This is a genomic window from Sneathiella marina (assembly GCF_023746535.1).
GTDB lineage: Bacteria > Pseudomonadota > Alphaproteobacteria > Sneathiellales > Sneathiellaceae > Sneathiella > Sneathiella marina.
Genome location: NZ_CP098747.1, coordinates 2594999 through 2614808, shown reverse-complemented (window position 1 = coordinate 2614808; position 19810 = coordinate 2594999). Strand labels below are relative to the sequence as shown.

17 protein-coding genes are annotated in these 19810 nt (G+C 48.2%); 5 read left to right on the top strand and 12 right to left on the bottom strand.

Annotated elements, in window-relative coordinates; genetic code table 11:
- Window positions 1-11 precede the first annotated feature (11 nt).
- Window positions 12-662 (top strand): guanylate kinase, encoded by a 651-nt coding sequence (gene gmk, locus NBZ79_RS12440; protein WP_251932768.1) that lies wholly within the window; start codon window positions 12-14, stop codon window positions 660-662.
- On the opposite strand, the gene rsmA is transcribed toward gmk, so the two are convergent.
- The 6 genes from rsmA to NBZ79_RS12410 form a co-directional block, all read right to left on the bottom strand.
- Complete coding sequence (gene rsmA / locus NBZ79_RS12435) at window positions 656-1492, bottom strand: 16S rRNA (adenine(1518)-N(6)/adenine(1519)-N(6))-dimethyltransferase RsmA (RefSeq protein WP_251932766.1); 837 nt, start codon at window positions 1490-1492, stop codon at window positions 656-658. The genes gmk and rsmA overlap by 7 nt on opposite strands.
- Entirely contained in the window at window positions 1485-2459 is a 975-nt protein-coding gene (pdxA, locus tag NBZ79_RS12430) for a 4-hydroxythreonine-4-phosphate dehydrogenase PdxA (RefSeq protein WP_251932764.1), read from the bottom strand. The genes rsmA and pdxA overlap by 8 nt, the downstream gene beginning before the upstream one ends.
- Before the next feature lie 43 nt (window positions 2460-2502).
- Window positions 2503-3777, bottom strand: a complete 1275-nt coding sequence (locus NBZ79_RS12425) for a peptidylprolyl isomerase (protein ID WP_251932762.1) — start codon at window positions 3775-3777, stop codon at window positions 2503-2505.
- 74 nt (window positions 3778-3851) lie between these two features.
- Window positions 3852-6017, bottom strand: coding sequence for an LPS-assembly protein LptD (locus tag NBZ79_RS12420; RefSeq protein WP_251932760.1), 2166 nt, complete (start codon window positions 6015-6017; stop codon window positions 3852-3854).
- 3 nt (window positions 6018-6020) lie between these two features.
- On the bottom strand, window positions 6021-7037 hold the full coding sequence (gene lptG / locus NBZ79_RS12415) for an LPS export ABC transporter permease LptG (protein ID WP_251932758.1): 1017 nt from the start codon (window positions 7035-7037) through the stop codon (window positions 6021-6023).
- A 74-nt stretch (window positions 7038-7111) separates the two neighbouring features.
- Window positions 7112-8203 carry an LptF/LptG family permease gene (locus NBZ79_RS12410; RefSeq protein ID WP_251932757.1) on the bottom strand — a complete coding sequence of 364 codons (1092 nt, stop codon included), beginning with the start codon at window positions 8201-8203 and terminating at the stop codon, window positions 7112-7114.
- A gap of 243 nt (window positions 8204-8446) precedes the next feature.
- Here NBZ79_RS12410 and NBZ79_RS12405 point away from each other — a divergent pair, with 243 nt between their 5' ends.
- The 3 genes from NBZ79_RS12405 to NBZ79_RS12395 are packed head-to-tail and all read left to right on the top strand — an operon-like array spanning window position 8447 to window position 10951.
- Window positions 8447-9952 carry a leucyl aminopeptidase gene (locus tag NBZ79_RS12405; RefSeq protein WP_251932755.1) on the top strand — a complete coding sequence of 502 codons (1506 nt, stop codon included), beginning with the start codon at window positions 8447-8449 and terminating at the stop codon, window positions 9950-9952.
- Between the two features lie 11 nt (window positions 9953-9963).
- Window positions 9964-10416 (top strand): DNA polymerase III subunit chi, encoded by a 453-nt coding sequence (locus NBZ79_RS12400; protein WP_251932754.1) that lies wholly within the window; start codon window positions 9964-9966, stop codon window positions 10414-10416.
- A 46-nt stretch (window positions 10417-10462) separates the two neighbouring features.
- The gene (locus tag NBZ79_RS12395; protein WP_251932753.1) at window positions 10463-10951 is read left to right on the top strand and encodes a hypothetical protein; all 489 of its coding nucleotides are present in this window, start codon (window positions 10463-10465) and stop codon (window positions 10949-10951) included.
- Here NBZ79_RS12395 and NBZ79_RS12390 read toward each other — a convergent pair whose 3' ends face one another.
- On the bottom strand, window positions 10952-12856 hold the full coding sequence (locus NBZ79_RS12390; RefSeq protein WP_251932751.1) for an ABC-F family ATP-binding cassette domain-containing protein: 1905 nt from the start codon (window positions 12854-12856) through the stop codon (window positions 10952-10954). It abuts the gene before it with no gap.
- Between the two features lie 148 nt (window positions 12857-13004).
- Here NBZ79_RS12390 and ndk point away from each other — a divergent pair, with 148 nt between their 5' ends.
- Window positions 13005-13427 (top strand): nucleoside-diphosphate kinase, encoded by a 423-nt coding sequence (gene ndk, locus NBZ79_RS12385; RefSeq protein ID WP_251932749.1) that lies wholly within the window; start codon window positions 13005-13007, stop codon window positions 13425-13427.
- A 75-nt stretch (window positions 13428-13502) separates the two neighbouring features.
- On the opposite strand, the gene NBZ79_RS12380 is transcribed toward ndk, so the two are convergent.
- From NBZ79_RS12380 to NBZ79_RS12360, 5 genes are all read right to left on the bottom strand, one after another.
- On the bottom strand, window positions 13503-13925 hold the full coding sequence (locus NBZ79_RS12380) for a bactofilin family protein (RefSeq protein WP_251932748.1): 423 nt from the start codon (window positions 13923-13925) through the stop codon (window positions 13503-13505).
- Between the two features lie 20 nt (window positions 13926-13945).
- Complete coding sequence (locus NBZ79_RS12375) at window positions 13946-15385, bottom strand: M23 family metallopeptidase (RefSeq protein ID WP_251932747.1); 1440 nt, start codon at window positions 15383-15385, stop codon at window positions 13946-13948.
- 105 nt (window positions 15386-15490) lie between these two features.
- Complete coding sequence (locus tag NBZ79_RS12370) at window positions 15491-16315, bottom strand: ferritin-like domain-containing protein (RefSeq protein ID WP_251932745.1); 825 nt, start codon at window positions 16313-16315, stop codon at window positions 15491-15493.
- Window positions 16315-16782 carry a thioredoxin-dependent thiol peroxidase gene (gene bcp, locus NBZ79_RS12365; protein WP_420854537.1) on the bottom strand — a complete coding sequence of 156 codons (468 nt, stop codon included), beginning with the start codon at window positions 16780-16782 and terminating at the stop codon, window positions 16315-16317. Before bcp ends, NBZ79_RS12370 begins: the two co-directional genes overlap by 1 nt.
- A gap of 8 nt (window positions 16783-16790) precedes the next feature.
- A complete protein-coding gene (locus tag NBZ79_RS12360) occupies window positions 16791-19766 on the bottom strand; it encodes a bifunctional [glutamine synthetase] adenylyltransferase/[glutamine synthetase]-adenylyl-L-tyrosine phosphorylase (RefSeq protein ID WP_251932742.1) in 2976 nt (991 codons plus the stop codon).
- Window positions 19767-19810: the final 44 nt, after the last annotated feature.

The window sequence follows — 19810 nt, the reverse complement described above, 5'->3', positions numbered from 1 at the left end:
AGTGGGTGGATATGCCAGCTATGAGGGAATCTATGTCCGTTGATCGTCGCGGCTTGATGCTAGTTTTGTCGTCACCGTCCGGCGCCGGAAAAACCACTCTTTCACGGGCATTGTTAGCGGACACTGACAACATGAAGATGTCGGTTTCCGCAACGACGCGCCCGATGCGCCCGGGTGAAACGGACGGGGAGGATTATTTTTTTGTCGAACCCGTAGATTTTAATCTCATGATCAACCGGGACGAGCTGCTGGAACATGCGAAAGTTTTTGGTAATTATTACGGCACACCGCGCGCAGCTGTGGAAGATGCTTTAAGCAGTGGGAATGATGTGCTTTTCGATATTGATTGGCAAGGAACCCAGCAACTGGCACAGAAAATGCGCGATGATCTGGTCAGCATATTTATCCTGCCACCGTCAACTGCCGCTCTGGAGAAACGACTTAAGTCCAGAGCTCAGGATTCCGATGAAGTTGTGGCACAGCGAATGTCAAAGGCTTCTGAAGAAATCAGCCATTGGCGGGAGTATGATTATGTCGTTGTAAATGATGATGTTGATGAATGCCTGTCTGAGGTAAGGGCCATTTTAAAAGCGGAGCGCGTGCGTTGCAGCCGCCGGACAGGACTAATCGATTTTGTGAGCGGCTTGCGCGAAGGTTACTGAGAGTTTTCAAAAACCAACGCCAACCGGCAAAACTCTTCAACAGTTAGCTCTTCCGCGCGTCTTGTTGGATCAATATCCGCTTTTTGTAAAAGAATTTCCGTAGGTTTTCCCAGCGGTTTCAAGCTTGCCCTCAGCATTTTACGGCGCTGACCGAAGGCAGCTGCAACAATTTTCTCTAAAATCATCTGGTTGGCGGGGAAGGCAGGTTCGGGCCGTGGCACCAATTTAACGACAGTGCTGGTGACTTTCGGTGGCGGTGTAAATGCTTTTGGCGAGATATCAAACTGGCGGGTACATACGCATAGCCATTGGCATAATATCGTCAGTCGGCCATAGGCCTTTGTGCTTGGCTGAGCCGTTATACGATCGGCAACCTCTTTTTGGAACATTAACGTCATTGACGAAAAGCGATCAACTTGTCCAAGCCATTTTATCAGCAATGGTGTCGCTATATTATAAGGCAAATTGGCGATAATTTTAGCCTGCCCCTCAAATAATGTTGTTTCGTCGAGCTCAAGGGCGTCTGTATTGAGCACTTCAATACGGTTTGGGTAAGCTTTACTGATCTCGGCAAGCGCAGGCAGGCAGCGGCTGTCCTTTTCAATGGCAATTAGTTTTGATGCTCCCTCCGCCAGAATGGCACGTGTTAGGCCGCCTGGACCCGGACCGATTTCAAGAACAGTTTCTCCATCAAGCGCCCCCGCTGATCGGGCAATTTTTCCTGTTAAATTAAGGTCCAGCAGGAAATTTTGCCCCAAGGCCTTCTCGGCACGCAGGCCATATCGATTTATGACATCCCGCAAGGGAGGGAGGGGATCGGCTTCAGTCATTGGCTATTGAGGCAATTTCCGCGGCGATTTTCATCGCTTCGATCAAGCTGGTTGGATTTGCAATGCCTTTTCCATGGATATCTTCCGCCGTACCATGATCAGGCGAGGTCCGGATGATCGGCAATCCCAAAGTAATATTGACACCGCCATCGAAATCTATGGTCTTAATCGAGATCAAGGCTTGATCATGATACATGCAGATCGCTGCATCATACTTCCCGCGCGCCGCTTTATGAAAGAGGCTGTCCGCTGGAAAAGGTCCTTTTACATCCATTCCGCTTTGTTGCAGGTTTTTGATGGCCGGAGATATAATGTCGACTTCTTCAGTGCCAATACTGCCATCTTCGCCGGCGTGAGGATTGAGACCGGCAACAACTATCCGCGGATTAGCGATACCAAACCGGTAATTCAGATCCCGATGGGCGGTGGAAATGACGTGAGTAAGCAAGTCTGCGGAAAGCAGGGCAGGAACCTTGTTTAGCGGAACATGTATTGTCGCAGGAATAACCTTCAATTCGCGGCACGCCAGCATCATGACGGCTTGATCGGTTACACCGGTTAAGCTAGCGAGATATTCCGTATGCCCTGGAAAACTGAACCCTGTATCATAGAGCCTCTTTTTCTGAATAGGGTTTGTTACCAGAGCGCTGGCTTCCCCGCTTAGACAGTATTCGGTACCACGGCGGATGGACAGTATGATTTCTTCGGCAACGCTGTTTGACCCCTCAAGTGACAGTACGGGCAGGGCTTTTGAAAAAACATTTGCCGCATCGGCAGGGGAGGCGATTTCCAGGAAGGGTACGGCTATTCCCGTAGATTTCAGGTAGTGCTCTATTGTTTTAACATTGCCGAGGAGAAAAAAAACCGGGAGATTATTCAAGTCGCGCTGCATCCAGGCTTTGGAGATTATCTCAATCCCAATTCCGTTTGGATCACCTATTGTTACAACTAGCGGGGCGACGGCCATTACACTGCATCCGGTTTAATAAAAGACATGTTTGACAGCTTTTTTATCGTGTTTCAATGGTCGCCGAATTATGCATGTCCTGTAAATATCCACGGGCTCTATTTTCGGCGCGGCGTATCATTATATTCTGTCGGATTTGATCCTCCGATCCACTTAACATTTGCGGATCCTGGCGATCGCAGACGACAAAGATTCTATAGACGCCATCATCTTCATAAGGTGCGCTGGCCTGTCCCGGCTGCATGTCCCGTAAAATTTCCTTGATGGTATCAGGTAAATCACCGAGCCGAATTTTCCCAAGTTTCCCGCTGCCAGATTCGATGCCAGATATTTCGGTTAGAAAATCAGGTAAATAACGGCAATCATCGATGAACTTGCTCAGTGATTCAGCCAGAATTTTTTGCGACCTCGGGCCCGCTAATTCTCCTTCGTTACTTGCGGGAACGACAATTTGGGTCAAGTCGAAAACAACGTCGTCTGGGTTATTTTCCATCACGGTACGAATTTTCTGAACCGCGACAATGAAATAACCAAGAGAAGTGCGGATCGGATCAGATACCCGGTTTTCCGGCAAATTGACCAAAACCTCGCTAATTTCAGGCTCTACGTCATCGATAAGAATCCAACCGATGGATCCACCAGCAGAGGCAGTAGATCCTTCACTGAATTGAGCGGCAGCTCGTCCGAACGGTGCACCTTTGCGAATTTGATCGACGAGGTTTTGTGCGGATTTTCGCAATTCTGCTTCATCTGTGTCGCCTTCTATGGGAAGGTATATTTCGCTCAACAAATACTCATTTTTACCTTTGTTCGCTTCCAGTTTTTGCTGGACCGCTATGACCTCTTCGTCAGATATGGTAATCCGTGGAACTATTCGGTGCCGTATAATTTTATTCCAGGCGAGCTGGACGCGAAACTGCTCAATCAGCGTTGACAAGTCAATATCGCGTGCAATGAGCATTTTGTCGAGTTCGCCACTTGCCAGATTGTTGCCTTTTTCGAAGTCCTCAAGTGTCGCCGCAACCTCTTCGTCGGAAACAGAGAGGTTAAATTGCTCCGCTTCTTGCAATTTCAGCCGGTCGTCAATTAGTTTTGTCAATGTCGGCTTGGCCAGTTGCTGTCGCGTTTCCGCCGTATTTGGGAAACTTGACATCAGTATCGTGAGGGAAATTCTCTGATCAAGGTCATAGGCGGAAATTATTTCATCATTGACGATCGCCGCAATATTCTGAACATCTTGCGCCGTTGCAGATGGAGAGGGCAGGGCAAGCAAGCCTGCGAAAGCAGCTGCATTAAACAAGGTACGTAGAGCAGACATGTAGTTTTTCATAAATATAATATAGTAAAAGTTTCACGCATAATCATGTTGGACAAGAATAACCTTCTCAGGAATTAATTAAAAGGTAGCAATCTGATATTGAAGCCAATCGTCGTGTCGGGTTCCAAATCTCTATCCCGAGTGAAGGATTTTTTTAATTCCAGAGAAAATCCAAAACATTCATCGAGATACTCTATGCCAATTCTGCCATCAACCGAATTACCTGTCCCTGCAAGATTTCGCCGATAGTTTCCGTAAGCACTCCAGAATTCCGCGATTTCTACCTTGCCCTCAACATAAACTTCCTCTCGTGTATCCTGAGTCAATCCGTTTGGATCGTCACGTAAATACACATATCCCAAATCAAAGTAATTCTTTGAGGTTCCAACTTTCATATCGAGTTCATTGCGCGCAATTGATAGCTTGTCATGATTTATTCGTGTCCGATTAATAAATTGTAGGTAGCTGGCAGGACGTATTTCCAACCGCGTCACAAAATCAGAGAACTGGTCTTCTAGGCCGGTTCCATCTGGGAAACTTGTATTCTTATCGCTATGGATGCTTTGTCCAACCAGCAAAGTTGTATAGCCTCCGGATTCGCCGTAAACCCCCATATTAATACCGTAATTTAGCCGCGCACCCTTTTCAACTTCATCAAGGCCAGCGAAACGATTTGATCCAAACAAGTTGGTATCATCAAATTCAAAGCTGAGGCTATCCTCATTCGGAGTGTCTTCATCGCCGATGACGTCAGACCAAACCCCTTCGACAATCGGCTCGACCACCTGCCGAACAGAGCCAGCTTGTCGTACAAAGGGATATTTCCATTCCACAGAGACAGAAGGAACAGCCCGTGCCGAAAAGGCGTTTTGTCCGGTTCCCGAAGAGGGGTCAGATGGATCCGCGAGAATATTTCGCGCATAGTATAAATCACCACGAAGGGAGGTATCAAAGGATAAGACCTGTCCATTCGACGTTGTATAAGGGATGTGATAACCGCCAGATAAAGAAAGTCTGTTGGTATCCTGACTATCTTCCCGATAGATCAGGAGGGTGTCCATATTTACACTGGCACGACCACCAAAATCATTTGGCTCGCCAACATAAGAATAGTCCCACCAGGCTGGCACAAAGGGTGTTTCACTGGAAACATCTGCTTCGGTCAGTCCTTGAAAACTATAGGCACTCAAAACGGAGAAATTCCTTCCTCGCTGTCCTTGCAAATAGGCTCTAGAGGTTAGGGTATCATCATCGCTGATATCGTATTTATCCAGATATGTATCGTTAGAGGTACGGAATACATCAAACCCCCAAAGCCAGGTATCATCAATTTGGAACTGTCCGTCGCCACGGATATGGCTTTGAAATTCCTTGTCGCCAGTCGTTACGTTTTGATTGTTCCTTTCGTCAACATAAGTGGCGGATCCGTCGAATTTAAACCGGCCATTCGAGACCGCTTGTCGATATTGCGCAGCTAATTGAACCCCTTCTTTTGTAGTGATATTGGGCGTGATCGTCATGTCTTTGTCTTCAGAAATCACAATGTAATAAGGAAGTTTCAATCCGTAGCCAAGGATCGAAGAATCGTAAACTTTCGGGGATAGAAAGCCGCTTTCCCGGTCTACCGTCGGATCAGGATGAGAGAAGTACGGTGTGTACATTACGGGGACGCCGAAAAATTCGAAAACAGCATTTTTATAGGTTACGGATTGCTCCGCGCGATCATGCTCAACTTCTTCCGCTTTGACTTGCCACAAGACCGGACGTTCGGGATCTTTTTCACATAAACGGCAGGTACTAAAGACAGCTTTCGTCATGATAGTCCGATTTTCGTCCATCTTGATTGCCTCATGTGCGGCAAGGCGCGACTGATCCGAAAATAGTATTCGGATATCCCGAATGGCGCCTATTTTAAGTTCATTTTGTAGCTCCATTTCCTCAGCGAAAACAACATCCCCGGTTGGCTCCAACAGAACGACATTGCCTTCTGCCCGGATCGTATCTCCAGGAATGTCATAGATGATCTTGTCAGCCTTCAAAACCCGGTCACCCTGAACAACTTCGACCTCACCTGTCGCCTCTACGGTTTGATCTTCCTTATCGTATGTAATATTTTTCGCACTGAATAAGGATTCCTTGGCAAAGTCCAGTTCCGGTGTTTTCTCGGCGTGAGCAAAATGTGGGACAAATGCGGTGCATAGAAAAGTAGTCGCTAATAATAGTCGCGCGAGGGATTTCATGTTTCAGCCGTCCTCAAGGTGAAACATCATGGCAAGGCCAAACAAAGTTATCGCAATAGCCGGGATGCCGGCGGCAAGAGCGATTGGAAGGCTGCCGGAAAGGCCAAGGGCATAAATAATGTCTGTGAGAAAGTAAAAAACGAAACCCGTCGCGATACCACCAATAACCATTAGGCTTGTATGTCCATGACGAATTGACCGCAAACTGAAGGTGGCCGCCACAAGAACCATCGCAATCATTAGAATAGGGCCTGCCATCAAACTATACCAATGAAGACGATGTCGATCACCGGAGAATCCCGCGAGTTCAAGAGTTTCTATAAATTCCGGTAAATCCCAAAAAGACAGGGTTTTGGGAGAGGCAAAACTTTCCTGAATTTGATGAACAGTCAGAGACGTTTCCAATTTCATAAAGGATTCTGTTTCTGCAGGTTTATTTGGCCCCGTAATGACGACATTTTGTAACTCCCAATAACCGGGGAAGAGTTTGGCCCGAGAGGCATCAATGCGTCCGGTGAAGATATCATCCGTATTATATTCAAAAATAATTACATCCGTCAGATCAATACCTTGATTTTGTGCACCGCGCGCATGAATAACGGAAAGTCCGTCATCGTCAACCTGACGAAGCCAGAGATCGCTGGGGGAAATGCTTAGAAAACTTGATCGTTTATCAAAATATTTTGATTCCATTTGCCCATATTGGGCCTGCATGGCGGCACTAATCGGATTGACGACAGTTAAAATCAACATTCCGATACCAAAAGCGATGAACATTGAGGGCAAGAGAAATTGCCAAACAGAAACCCCTGCAGCGCGGATGACCGTCAACTCGCTGGTTTTCGTAAGTTTAAAAAACGTCAGCATGCCGCCAAATAGGGCAATGAAAGGCAGTAGCTTTTGAGCAAGATAAGGCAGGCGTAACAATACCATTTGAATAATAACAAAAAGACTTATGCCGTCCTTGTCGGCGGCCCGTCTCAGAAGCTCAATAAAATCAATGAGGAATACTACGGTCATTAAAATTCCAAAAATAATGCCGATATTCTTTAGATACTGTTTTCCCAAATAGATTGAAAGCGAGCTCGGGAGTCTCATTGTTTCGGCTCCTCTGGCACTATTGCTTCGTGACCGAAAAGCGAGCTGAAAATTTTAAATCGCCCGCCCGCCGCAAGATAGGCAGCGATGATAGTAGAAATGATCGGTAGAAAATACAATGTTGGTGTAATCAATGAATTATTACCCGAAACACGGAATAGTGCCATTGCACCGATCAGCAGGGCAACTCCGATTACCGCTGATGCGGTGACCCGTTTGACTCGACCGCGGCGACTGAATTCGCCGCTCAAGACTCCGGCAAGAGCGATAAAGACAAGGCAAATTGCGTATAAGGGTAAAACCAGTCGTTGATGAAGTTCCGCTTTCAATTTCCAGCCCTCACGCTGGATACGTTCCGAGTTTTCCGGATTGATTAGTTCCATCAGATAACGATGTTCAGGCTTTAACCAAACAGCATTACTTCGTTTTTCAAATTGATTGATATCAAGGATGTACTGATCAAAATACAGAAGGCTGAGTTTCGCGTCATCTTTAGCTACTTCCTGCAGGTTTCCAGTATTCATGACAAAGCGTGGGCCGTCCGCAGTTTTGATGAAAGCGCCTCTTTCGGCCATATAGGTTACCGGTTTGTCTCGTACTCTTTCATCATGAACCAGAATTCCGAGCAATTCACCCGTCGAGCTTTTCTCTCTTATGTAAACCGTGACACCTCCTGTGAGTGAGTTGAAAACTCCTTCTCGCAAAACGACGGCCGCAAGAGAATCCTGCCATTTAAGCCTGAGTTCGTCTACTGTTCTGACGCCATAGGGGGTTAGTAGAAATCCGAGAAAGTACAAAGCAAGAGCTGTCAGAAGCGCTAAGTATATTGCAGGGCGGGCGAGAGCCCATTTACTCAGCCCTGCTGACCACATAACGATCAACTCCGAATCCGAATAAAGTTTGTTGAAGGCGAAAAGCGTTCCAAAAAAAATACCGAGCAAAAGCGTGTATTTCAAGATGCCCGGAAGGAGTAAAATCGATAAATAGAGAAATGTCGATACCGGCAAACCATTAATCAATTTCTCAACAAACTTCAGCGACTGGGAAAGCCAGATCACGCCTGTCAGAGAGAACGTTATGAAAAGCATCGGAACGGCCAATTGCTTCATTATATAACGGTTTATATTTTTCATAAGGGCGAGTATAGCGATAGAAAATGATTGCGCTAGACGGAACCTGATGAAAATACAGAATGGACTGGATTAGATGACTGATTTGGCTCCATGAAATTGTTTGTATGTTGCCAGTAGCGGCTGGCTAGGGTATGAAAAATATACCGATTTAACGACTATTCCTTCTCCATTACTCACAATCTATAACAGGGTAAACTTATGAAGTTCGCTTTTTCAGAAATCTCCATACCGAAACGAGGTACTATTGCCGTCGCTGTATCCGCAGGCAGTACGTTATCCGCAACGGCTTCAGCACTAGATAAAAAAACGAAGGGAGCCTTGTCGGCCGCGGTGAAAAACAGCCGTTTCAGTGGCAAAAAGGGCGAGCTTTTGGAAATTCTCGCACCAGCGGGACTTGAGGTTTCCGGCGTGCTCTTGTTTGGATTGGGAGATCTGGCAGAGCTTTCTCGAATTGATGCGGAAAATCTTGGCGGTAACCTCGTCAAAAAGCTGAATAGCTCAGGGGTTCAAAATGTAACCGTTGTTTTGGATAATATTAAATCACCCGGTATCAAGGCTGTCGATGCTGCTGCGTCCCTGGCTTTTGGCGCAAAACTTGGATCCTATCGATTCCAGAAATATAAAACCGATACGGATGATAGTTCGGAGCCGACCTTGAAGCGCATGACGGTGGCTTGCAAAGGGGCCGCCGCCGCCCGAAAGGCATTTGCTGATCTGGAAGCGCTGGCTGAGGGCGTATTTTTGACCAGGGATCTGGTAAGTGAACCGGCGAACGAGCTGTATCCGGAAAGCTTCGCCGACCGTTGTAAGGAGCTGACAAGCCTGGGCATTAAAGTGGAAATTCTCGACGAAGCCAAAATGAAGCGGCTTGGAATGGGCGCTTTACTGGGGGTCGGGCAGGGGTCCCGACGGGAAAGCCGACTGGTTGTTATGAAATGGACAGGTGATACCCGTAAAGGCGCCTCCAAGAAACCCCTGGCATTTGTTGGCAAGGGAGTTTGCTTCGATACCGGCGGTATTTCTTTGAAGCCCGGACCCGGTATGGAAGAGATGAAATGGGATATGGGCGGAGCCGGAACCGTCACCGGCCTGATGAAGGCACTTGCAGGGCGAAAAGCCAAGGTCAACGCCATAGGTGTCGTTGGTCTGGTTGAAAATATGCCAGATGGAAATGCGCAACGGCCTGGAGATATTGTAAAGTCAATGTCTGGCCAAACCATTGAAATTCTCAATACCGATGCGGAAGGGCGGTTAGTCTTGGCTGATGCCCTTTGGTATACCCAAGAAAAATACAAGCCGGAGTTTATGATTGACCTGGCGACCCTGACTGGCGCCATCATTATTGCACTTGGACATGAAAATGCCGGTTTATTTTCCAATGATGATGATTTATCCGACAAACTTTACAAAGCCGGACAAACGGTAGATGAAGGTGTCTGGCGCTTTCCGATGTCATCTAACTATGCCAAGCAAACCAAATCCCCTATTGCTGATTTACAGAATATCGGAACAGGTGGACGGGGCGCAGGGTCGATCGTTGCTGCGGAGTTTCTGAAAAAGTTCGTGAATGATGTGCCTTGGGTTCACCTGGATATTGCCGGTATGGCATGGTCAAAACAAGACAAGCCAACCGTTCCAAAAGGCGGTACAGGATACGGTGTGCGGCTTCTCAATCAATTCGTCCAGGATAATTACGAAGGGTAGCGGCGCCGGCTGTGACAAATGTTAATTTTTATCACTTGCAAGCGGATCCATTAAGCCGGGCACTGCCGCGATTGCTGGAAAAGGTATATGAGCAGCAGATGACAGCTCTTGTCCGCGGTCGCACGGAAGATTGCCTGATTGAATTGGATGAATGTCTTTGGTCTGCTAATCCGTCGTCCTTTTTACCTCATGCGATCGCGCAAGATGATGTTGAGGTGGCGTCGCAACCAATTCTTTTGACATTAACTCCGGATCAAAACCTCAATAACGCGGACGTCCTGGTTTTGGTAGAGGATGCGGAATCTCCTGATATTGGCAGTTTTGATCGCTGTCTCTATATGTTCGACGGGAATGATGAAACCGCTCTTGACGCCGCTCGCGCACGATGGAAATTGCTGAAAGATGAAGATGTGCCGGTAAGTTACTTTCAGCAAACTGAAACAGGCTGGCAGAAAAAGGCCTGAAAAATTTGAAAGGGAATAAATTTTTTAATCGAAGGGAATTGGTATTTTGACCTATAAATTAAATCTACTTACATTGGTATTTTTTGTATTTTCAGTAACTTTGGTAACGCCAGCGATATACGGTACGGCTTCCGCCGAGGAGAAATTTAGTTTCGGCCGGAGTATTGAAGGAACCTATATCCTGGACCAGCATAGCGAAACCGATCGCTCCAGCTACACCTTTACAGAATTTGGATCTGTCATCTGGAGCGCGGCTGACCAAAAGAAATATTCCTATTTCCCAGGAGCTGGCGTATGGAAACAAACGGGAGATCACCAAATCTCAGTTCGAATTATCAGCTTTGATTACGATAACAAGGGAATTGGTATAGTCGATATGAAATTTAACTTTGACGATAAATTTCAAACTGTTACAGGGAAATTTAAAGGTGGAATCTATCCATTGGATGTGGATGTCAATGTCATTGATAAAAAACCGATGCAGGAATTTGAAAGTGACTTTACCGGTGTGCGCCTGAGTAACGCAGGGGGTTAATCAGGCTTGCTCCAGCTGTTCCAGTTCCTCATGGGCTTCCATCCAGTCCTCTTCTGCATTCGCAAGCTGTGATTTAAGGCGGCCGATGGCATCACTTAGCTTGGCCTGGTGTTCCGGCCCCTTATCGTACGTCGCCGGATCGGCCAGCTCGGTTTCAAGCCTCGCCTGCTTTGCAGCGATATCCTGCATGGATTTTTCGAGCTTCTTCACTTCAGCTCGTTTTGGGGCGAGGGCCGCGCGTGCGGCCGCACGAGCTTTGCGCGCTTCTTTGCCTGAAAGCCGTGGTTTGGCAGGCTCGTTGTCGGTAAGCGCATTTAACTTACGCGTACCATTGCCGGACCTGGCCGCTTCGAGCACCAGCTTTTTATAATCAGTCATGTCTCCTTCGAACGGATGCACACCGCCATCGCTGACCAGCCATAGGCGGTCGGCAACCAAACTGACTAAATGCGGATCATGGCTGATTAACAACACGGCCCCTTCGTAATCGTTGAGGCCCTGTATCAGAGCTTCCCGGCTGTCCACATCAAGATGGTTTGTCGGTTCGTCGAGGATAAGGAGATGCGGTTTGTCCTGCGCCAGCAAGCAGAAATTCAGGCGTGCTTTTTCACCGCCGGACAGTTTTTGCACGGCAACATCAGTTTTATCGCGGGAAAATCCGAATTGGCCTAATCTCGCTCGGACCTGGGATTCTTTGCCGTTATCCATTTTTGCGGCCAAATGCTGGTAAGCCGTTTGTTCCGCAGACATTTCATCCAGCTGATGTTGGCCGAAAAACCCGATTTTAAGCTTATTGGATTTTTGTAAATGTCCGGATTGGGGTTGCAGCCGGTTTGCCAGCAGCTTTGCGAAAGTCGATTTTCCATTTCCGTTTGAGCCGAGTAGGGCAATGCGGTCATCCATATCGATGCGCAAACTCAGATCTCGTAAGATTGACACATCCTGCTGATAGCCAACGGAGCAGCCCTCCATGGAAATAATTGGTGACGAAAGCTCGTCGGGCTCTGGGAATCTGAAATTAGCCGTATGCTCTTCCATCATGGCGGCGACGGGTTTCAGTTTCTCCAGCATTTTGACACGGCTTTGCGCCTGACGGGCTTTTGAGGCTTTGGCCCGGAAGCGATCGACAAAGGATTGCAGATGCTTGCGCTGGGCGTCCTGCTTGCGTTGCATGCCGCTCAGAAGTTCAAGTTGCTGACGGCGTGTTTTCTCGAAGAAGTCGTAATTACCGGTATATTTGACCAGCTTCAGGTTATCCAGATGGGCGATCGTCGTGACGACATTGTTCAAAAGGTCGCGGTCATGGCTGACAATAATCAGCGTTCGTTGATAATTGCGCAGAAAACTTTCCAGCCAGAGCGTTGCTTCCAGGTCCAGATAGTTGCTGGGTTCATCAAGCAACAGCAAATCCGGTTCCGAAAATAATGTTCCTGCCAAAGCGACACGCGTTCGCCAACCCCCTGAAAAAGACGAACAGGATCGTTGCTGGGCTTCATGGTCAAAGCCAAGGCCCGATAGAATTTTAGCCGCTCGGGATTCAGCCGTATGAGCATCGATATCCGCCAGACGTACATGAATTTCTGAAATACGGTGGGCATCTGTTGCTGTTTCCGCTTCTGCCATCAAGCGGGTCCGCTCAATGTCTGCACTCAGAACGGCTTCCAGTAAACTTTCCGGACCAGACGGCGCTTCTTGCGGCAAGACACCGAGGCGGGCCCCATTTCGAAGCTCGATAGTCCCGTCATCCTGCTGGATTTCACCGATGATCAGTTTGAGCAAAGTGGATTTGCCCGTTCCGTTACGACCAATCAGGCCAAATTTATGTCCAACCGGAACATGCAAGGAGGCATTTTCCAGCAAGATGCGTCCCGCGATACGGTATGTAATGTCTTTAATTTGAAGCATGGGGCACTCTCTATCAGAAAGCGGGGCCGGTGCGAAGGCTGAAAATTCCAGAATTCGGGGAAAAAGGATCAATTAGGTTGCCGAGCCGCACCATCCCCGCTATAAGGCGCGCAATATTCCTTTTTTCGATTTAACCGTAGGTAAAATAATGGCTCTAGAACGTACTTTCTCAATTGTTAAACCAGATGCGACCCGTCGCAACCTAACTGGCAAAGTCAACGCCATGCTGGAAGAAGCCGGCTTGCGGATTGTGGCCCAGAAGCGGATCGTGATGACCCGCCTTGATGCAGAAACATTTTATGGTGTTCATAAAGAGCGGCCTTTCTTCAACGACCTTGTTGAATTCATGACATCCGGCCCCGTCGTTGTACAGGTACTGGAAGGCGAAAATGCCATCGCACGCAATCGCGAAGTCATGGGCGCAACAAACCCGGCGGAAGCGGCAGAAGGTACAATCCGGGCGACATTCGCGGAAAATATCGAAGCTAATTCTGCACATGGTTCCGATAGCGCCGAGAATGCGGCTATTGAAATCGCCTATTTCTTCTCCGGTTCCGAAATTGTCGGTTAATCCTGAGACATAAAAACCAGCAAAAAAGGCCCGCATTTCTGCGGGCCTTTTTCGGTTTAGCTGAACTAGGAGATTTCAGCTGTCTGTTCCGCTGGCCTCGGCCTTGTCGAGATAGGAAACCGTTTGCGGCAAATCCCGCGGGTTATCATTATGCTGTAAATGACCATCGATTTTTGCGCCGGGTTCTATACTCAATGAAGTATGGATGACGTCGCCTCTAACGGTTGCTGTCGACATAATCGAAATTTCCTCACCCTTGATCCGGCCATCCACACATCCGCGAATAGTCAGAACGCCAGCATCGATTTCACCATTGATAACAGCAGATTGGCCAACTGTCAGGTTGGCGGCGGCCACATCACCGTTCACGGTGCCGTCTATTTGAACCTCACCTTCCGAGATAAGGTTGCCTTCGATGGTAAGACTTTCGCTGATAATTGACGGCATTGAATTCATTTTGCTGATTTTCGTTTCTGTCTTGTTGTTGTTGGAAAACATCTACAACCTCGCTTTAAAAGTTATTTGTTGGAAGCTTCCTGGATTTTTGGCGTCACTTTGAACGCGTATTTTCCGGCTTTGAAAAATTTCACCGGATCCCGATGCTTTCCTTCATATATAACTTCGTAATGAACATGCCGTCCGGTGCTTCGACCGGTGGAGCCCATAACGCCAATTTGTGTTCTGAAATCTATCTTGTCGCCTTTTTTGACGACGGCTTTCTTAAGATGGCCATAGCGGGTTTTAAAACCCTTGCCGTGATCAATTGTGACCATCCGGCCATACGCACCATTCGTGCCGACGAAAGTAACAACACCGGGTGCCGTCGCCAGAATTTTTGAGTTTTTCGGGCCTGCTATATCAACGCCGGAATGATGCGCTTTGCGTTTGGTCATGGGGTCACGGCGTTTTCCATAGCGCGACGTGACATACCCAACATCGACGGGCCGTGCGAGAGGAATGTGCTTTAATATGATTTGCAAGGATTCCCAGCGAGCGAGGCTGGCTTCCATTTTTTGGGCCTCTTCGTAAAAATCCTGCTCCATCTGTAACAAATCACCGACGGGCTGGAAGTCCATGTGGGGGCCACCTTGTCCTAGTATTTCATTTATCCCCAATATTTTTTCGGAATCGAGGCCGGTAATTGAAATGACTTCTTTCAGCGCCATGATGCTTTCATGGGCGCGGTCATTAACCCGGGCAATCAGATCCCTGTTTTCTGATGAAATATTGGTCAGTCGGGATTTCAGACCAGTAATTTCATTCGACAGCCGGGACTCGGTATCAATTTTTTCCTGTCGGTCAAATTGTAGCCGGGCAAATTCCTTTTTTGTTTCCTGAAGTTCGGAATAAATCTCATCCTTGGTCGATGCATACATATTGAGAACCGTCCGCAGGCTGGAAAGCTTCTGCTCGGTTTTCAAGCGTTCATTCGCGGCCTGATCCCGTTGCTGCGCCGTTTGAAAGAGAACCTTATTGATCTGCATGACCTCAAGTTCAAGCTGTTCACGCTGGGCGTTGCTGGCATGCAGACTTTCACCGAGGGCGCGGACGCGTTCTTCCGGGGTTAGTTCCTTCGATGATTTTTTTGCCTTGGACGCCAACTTCAGAGCAGATTCCACATTCTTGCGCTCTGCAAGCATGCCTTCCAGTCGGGCATATTGCTGATCGAGCTCGTTTTGTGTGGCTTCCAATGTGGTGCTGGTCAGCTGTAAATCAGCATAAGCGGTTTCATATTGGTTTTTCAGTTTAAACAGCTGCGCAGTCTGGGCGACCAGTTGTTTTTCCTGGGAGGTTTCTGTTGCCAAATAGTAAATGAACATGCCGCTAAAACCTGCGGCGACGGTCATTGCCATCACTTGCGCTGATACACCAAGGCGGAAATATTTAAGTTGCCCGCGCGTACTGATGATGATCTGACGGTCCGTAAATATTTTATCCAGTACGGCCTTCAGCTTCATGTCGTTCATCCTGATTTGATAAATTTGTCGATTTAGTTTGCAACAATGTATCTTAATAAAACTGATTTTTTTGTTAACATCAACCGGCAAACCCGTCGCTAAAATTTACCCTTTTTTTGTCGCTTTTATTGGGTCAATTTTTGCTAACGGAAGATAGTATTCTGGTGGTAGTCCGGCCAGACTTCTCGCGTCCGTGTTAAACGGAGGTTTTAAAAGGCCTTTAAAGAATTTCCGAACCATTTGTTGCCAGAATTCCTCCGCGTTTAAATTCTGGCTGTCGCAGTAATATTGAAACCAACGGGTGCCAATTGCGACATGGCCGACCTCTTCCTTTAAGATTATTTTAAGCACGTCGACGCTATCTGTGTCACCCATTTTCCCGAATCGGGTGATCATGGCGGGGGTGACATCCAATCCTCGAGCCTCCAAAACCATGGGAACAATAGCGAGGCGGGCGGCAAAATCATTCTTGGTTGAAAGGGCCGCCTCCCATAGCCCGTCATGAGCCGGAAAATCACCGTATCCATAGCCGAGTTGTCGCAAGCGCGTTGCCAGAAGCGTAAAATGCTTGGCTTCTTCATCGCCTACTTTTACCCAGTCATCATAAAATTGCCTTGGCAGTCCGAGATGGGTGAAACGCGCAATCATATCCCAGGCCAGATCGATGGCATTGAGCTCAATATGAAGGACGGCGTGGAGCAGGGCGGCCTTGGCGTCATCCGATTGCCCGCGTCTGCGCGGCATTTCATTCGGGGGCAATAAATCAGGCTTTGAAGGTCGGGAAGGTCTGTCAGGCGGCGATCCCTTGCCAACAGGCATCACTCCGTTGGAATTTCGCCAGGCTTCCGCAGCCTCTCGGCTTTTCGTTGCCTTGTCTGCGCCTTCAACAGCTTGTAAAACGCCGTCGGCAAGTTCCGCAATGGACAGCATCAAAGATCCGCGGCGGCGGCAAGGACAGCCTCTACATGACCTTTTACCTTAACCTTCCGCCAGATAGAGCGAAGAACACCCTCACCATCAACGAGGAATGTTGCGCGTTCTATCCCCATATATTTTCGGCCATACATGTTCTTTTCCACCCAGACACCAAAGGCTTCGCAAGTTGTGCCATCCTCATCGGATGCCAACAGGACTGACAAATTATGTTTTGTCCTGAATTTTGCATGCTTTGCGATAGTATCCTTGGAGACGCCGATGACCTGAACACCCAATTTTTCGAATTCCGCCGCGCTTTCCGTAAATCCAATGGCTTCCTTCGTGCAGCCGGGAGTATCGTCTTTGGGGTAAAAATAAAGAACGAATTTTTGCCCTGCAAGGCCCCGAAGGCTAATTTCACCAGCGGTATCCGTCGACATTGTGAAGTCAGGGGCGGGGTTTCCAATATCCATGTTTTCCATTTCCTGTATTACGAGCTTAAATAATATGTGATGCGATCATCCACATAGCTTTGCGCGGCGGATAGTTTGTTTTTTAGAGTTTCATACTCATTGGAACCACAAACCTTTGCCAGGGCGGATCGCAGGGCAAGGGGGGCGTCATCGTTCATTTTCCGGCTTCCAAGGCAAAGTTGCAGCAAACCCATGATGTTCAGATACAGACGGCCAGCCCGAACCAGTTCTGCAGTTTCCTCTTCCGGCAGTAGCTTGAGCTCGGCCAGTTTTAAAAAACACTGAACCGTGTTGGGAATCAATATTTCCGGTTGGGAATGACCGTGCAGCAAACGAAAATACTGGCACAGAAACTCAAGGTCCATAAGACCGCCCACAGCATGTTTCAAGGACCACAGAGAGCCATCGGAATGTTCTTTATGAACCCGTTCCCGCATGCTTTGAATATCCTGCTTCAATTTTGCGGGATCACGTTTCATGCTATTCAGTTTCAACAGAACCGCATCCGCCCTTTTTCGCAAGCTCGCATCTCCCCCGACAATTCGGCTGCGGGTAAGGGCCATATGCTCCCAGGTCCAGGCATCTTCTTCATAATATTTCTGAAATGCCGCAAGGTTCAGGGCGATGGGTCCTGATTTTCCATGAGGCCGCAAGCGCATATCCACTTCATACAACGCTCCTTCACTGGTGAGGGCGCTCAACGCATTTATAAAGCGCTGGCTGATCCGTGTATAAAAAAGACCGGCAGAAATAGGCTTCTCGCCATTGGTCATCATATCGTCTTCAGGGGTGTCAAATATGAAAACCAGATCCAGGTCAGAACGGGGCATCAACTGCCGGCTGCCAAACTTGCCCATGCCAAGCACCGCAAATTCCCCGCCTTCAACGATGCCGTGTTTTTGGGCCAGATCCGCTAAAACCAGAGGATAAAGACGGTTCAACAAGACTTCGGCGATGTTGGACAAGGGAATGCCGGCAGCAACCGTTGCCCCTGTTCCGCTGACATGATCCATGTTGTCCAGTATCTGGACGCCCACACGGAATTTAAGATCATTGGCCCAGCGTCTGGACAGATCAAGAATATCCTGAAAGTCCCGCGCAGTAGACAGGATAAGTGACAGATCCTCTTCCAACTCCGGTCGGGGCGGAAGGGGCGACAGGAAGTCAGTCGTCAGGACACCGTCCAGCAAAGTCGGGTTCTGAGCCAGATTATCGGCCAGCTCGGGTGCCATACCCATAATTCGCGCCACCAGTTCCAGCAAGCTGGGATAGGCTTTGAATAAAGAGAACAGCTGAATACCCGCCGGTAACTTTTTCAAAAACGTGTCGAACCGAACGAATGCGGCATCCGGATTGCTGGTATTTCCCAGCGCTTCCAGCAGTGTCGGCATAAGGGTCGTCAGAATTTGCTGTGCCCTGACTGTGCGGGTCGCGCGATATCGTCCATGATGCCAGTCCCGTACTGTCTGGGACAGTTGACCAACATCCGTAAAGCCGAGGGCCGACAGGGATTTGAGTGTTTCAGGATCATCGTCGGAGCCGGTAAAGACAAGCCGGCCCGCCGTTCTTTCCGGGGTTTCTTCAAACCTGAACAGATTGTCGTAATGGCCTTTCACGCAAGTCAGAGTTGACAATAAAGTACTACGGAAAGTCTCAGGGTCATCATATCCCATAAAAACACCCAATTGATCGAATTCGACCTGGGATTCCGGGAGTGTTTGGGTTTGCTCGTCATTGATCATTTGTAATCGATGTTCAAGGGTCCGCAAAAACACATAGGCATCCCTTAAATCGTCGCGAACTGTTTCAGATATTTTCTCGAAATCTGCCAGTTGATCCAAGGTATCCAGCGTTTTCGGAGTTCGGAGCTGAGGATGTCGCCCGCCTTCGATCAATTGTTGGGTCTGGCAGAAAAACTCGATTTCGCGAATGCCGCCGCGTCCGATTTTGATGTTATGGCCAGCCAGGGAAATTTCGGCAAATCCTTTATGGGCATGAATTTGTGTCTTTATCGCCTGTATGTCTTCTATGGCGGCAAAATCCATGGATTTCCGCCAGACAAAGGGGACCAGAAATTCGACGAAATCCGCGCCGGCAACCAGGTCACCGGCGATGGGGCGAACCTTGATCATGGCCGCCCGTTCCCAGTTCTGTCCCTGGCTTTCATAATAGACATGGGCCCCGGCGAAAGACAAAGCGATGGGCGTCGCACCGGGGTCAGGCCGTAACCTCAGATCCGTTCGAAAGACATAGCCGCCGGCGGTACGGTCCTGCATCATCTGTACAAGGTCCCGGGCAATTTTAACGAAGCAGTCCTGAAGGCTGCGACGGCCTGTATAATCAATCTTTTCTGCGTCAAACAAGACAATTAAATCTATGTCGCTTGAATAGTTGAGCTCGTTGGCTCCAAGTTTCCCCATTCCAAGAATAACAAGGCCGCTTTCTCTGGTTGGGTCCTCAATGTCCGGGAGCGTGAATTCGCCTTTTTCCGCCGCCATAGTGAGCAAATGCCGACAACAGATCTCGACTGCGCATCCGGCAAAATCCGATAATACGCGAGTGATCTGCATTAATGGCCAAACATGCCCCATGTCGCAAAGGGCCGTCAGCAGCGCTATTTGCTGTTTCGCCTTGCGCAAAACGGACATGATTTCGTTTTTATCGCTGCGTGGACTTACCTTTGCATCCAGGTCGCTATATATAAGTGATAATGCGGCATCTGACCCTTCGTACATAAGATGCTGAAAGAAAGGGATGTTTGACTGCAGGCACTGGCTGAGATAGGGACTATTGCCAAAAACGGACTGCAAAATTTTCAAATTGGTTGTGCTGTCTTGAAATGCGTTGGCAAAATTTGCCCATTCCGGTGAGGCGGATATCAGGTTGTCCCATTCTTCCATCCCAATCTTTAATGATTGTTGATCACTGACGGCGGGCAGATCCGTTACTTCGTCGGCAAACGGAAATTTTTTCAGGTTTTTTATATCCTGCATTCCTTATCCGTTTTTAATGGGTTACGTTACGGTTCGATTGATCA

Bases quoted from the DNA above. Each gene is read 5' to 3' on its own strand.
- NBZ79_RS12360 (WP_251932742.1), bottom strand. From the start codon at position 19,766: ATGCAGGATATAAAAAACCTGAAAAAATTTCCGTTTGCCGACGAAGTA.
- NBZ79_RS12370 (WP_251932745.1), bottom strand. From the start codon at position 16,315: ATGCTGTCCATTGCGGAACTTGCCGACGGCGTTTTACAAGCTGTTGAA.
- NBZ79_RS12410 (WP_251932757.1), bottom strand. From the start codon at position 8,203: ATGCTTTTCATAACGTTCTCTCTGACAGGCGTGATCTGGCTTTCCCAG.
- lptG (WP_251932758.1), bottom strand. From the start codon at position 7,037: ATGACCGTAGTATTCCTCATTGATTTTATTGAGCTTCTGAGACGGGCC.
- bcp (WP_420854537.1), bottom strand. From the start codon at position 16,782: ATGGAAAACATGGATATTGGAAACCCCGCCCCTGACTTCACAATGTCG.
- pdxA (WP_251932764.1), bottom strand. From the start codon at position 2,459: ATGGCCGTCGCCCCGCTAGTTGTAACAATAGGTGATCCAAACGGAATT.
- NBZ79_RS12390 (WP_251932751.1), bottom strand. From the start codon at position 12,856: ATGCTTCAAATTAAAGACATTACATACCGTATCGCGGGACGCATCTTG.
- NBZ79_RS12425 (WP_251932762.1), bottom strand. From the start codon at position 3,777: ATGTCTGCTCTACGTACCTTGTTTAATGCAGCTGCTTTCGCAGGCTTG.
- NBZ79_RS12375 (WP_251932747.1), bottom strand. From the start codon at position 15,385: ATGAAGCTGAAGGCCGTACTGGATAAAATATTTACGGACCGTCAGATC.
- NBZ79_RS12405 (WP_251932755.1), top strand. From the start codon at position 8,447: ATGAAGTTCGCTTTTTCAGAAATCTCCATACCGAAACGAGGTACTATT.
- rsmA (WP_251932766.1), bottom strand. From the start codon at position 1,492: ATGACTGAAGCCGATCCCCTCCCTCCCTTGCGGGATGTCATAAATCGA.
- gmk (WP_251932768.1), top strand. From the start codon at position 12: ATGCCAGCTATGAGGGAATCTATGTCCGTTGATCGTCGCGGCTTGATG.
- ndk (WP_251932749.1), top strand. From the start codon at position 13,005: ATGGCTCTAGAACGTACTTTCTCAATTGTTAAACCAGATGCGACCCGT.
- NBZ79_RS12380 (WP_251932748.1), bottom strand. From the start codon at position 13,925: ATGTTTTCCAACAACAACAAGACAGAAACGAAAATCAGCAAAATGAAT.
- NBZ79_RS12420 (WP_251932760.1), bottom strand. From the start codon at position 6,017: ATGAAATCCCTCGCGCGACTATTATTAGCGACTACTTTTCTATGCACC.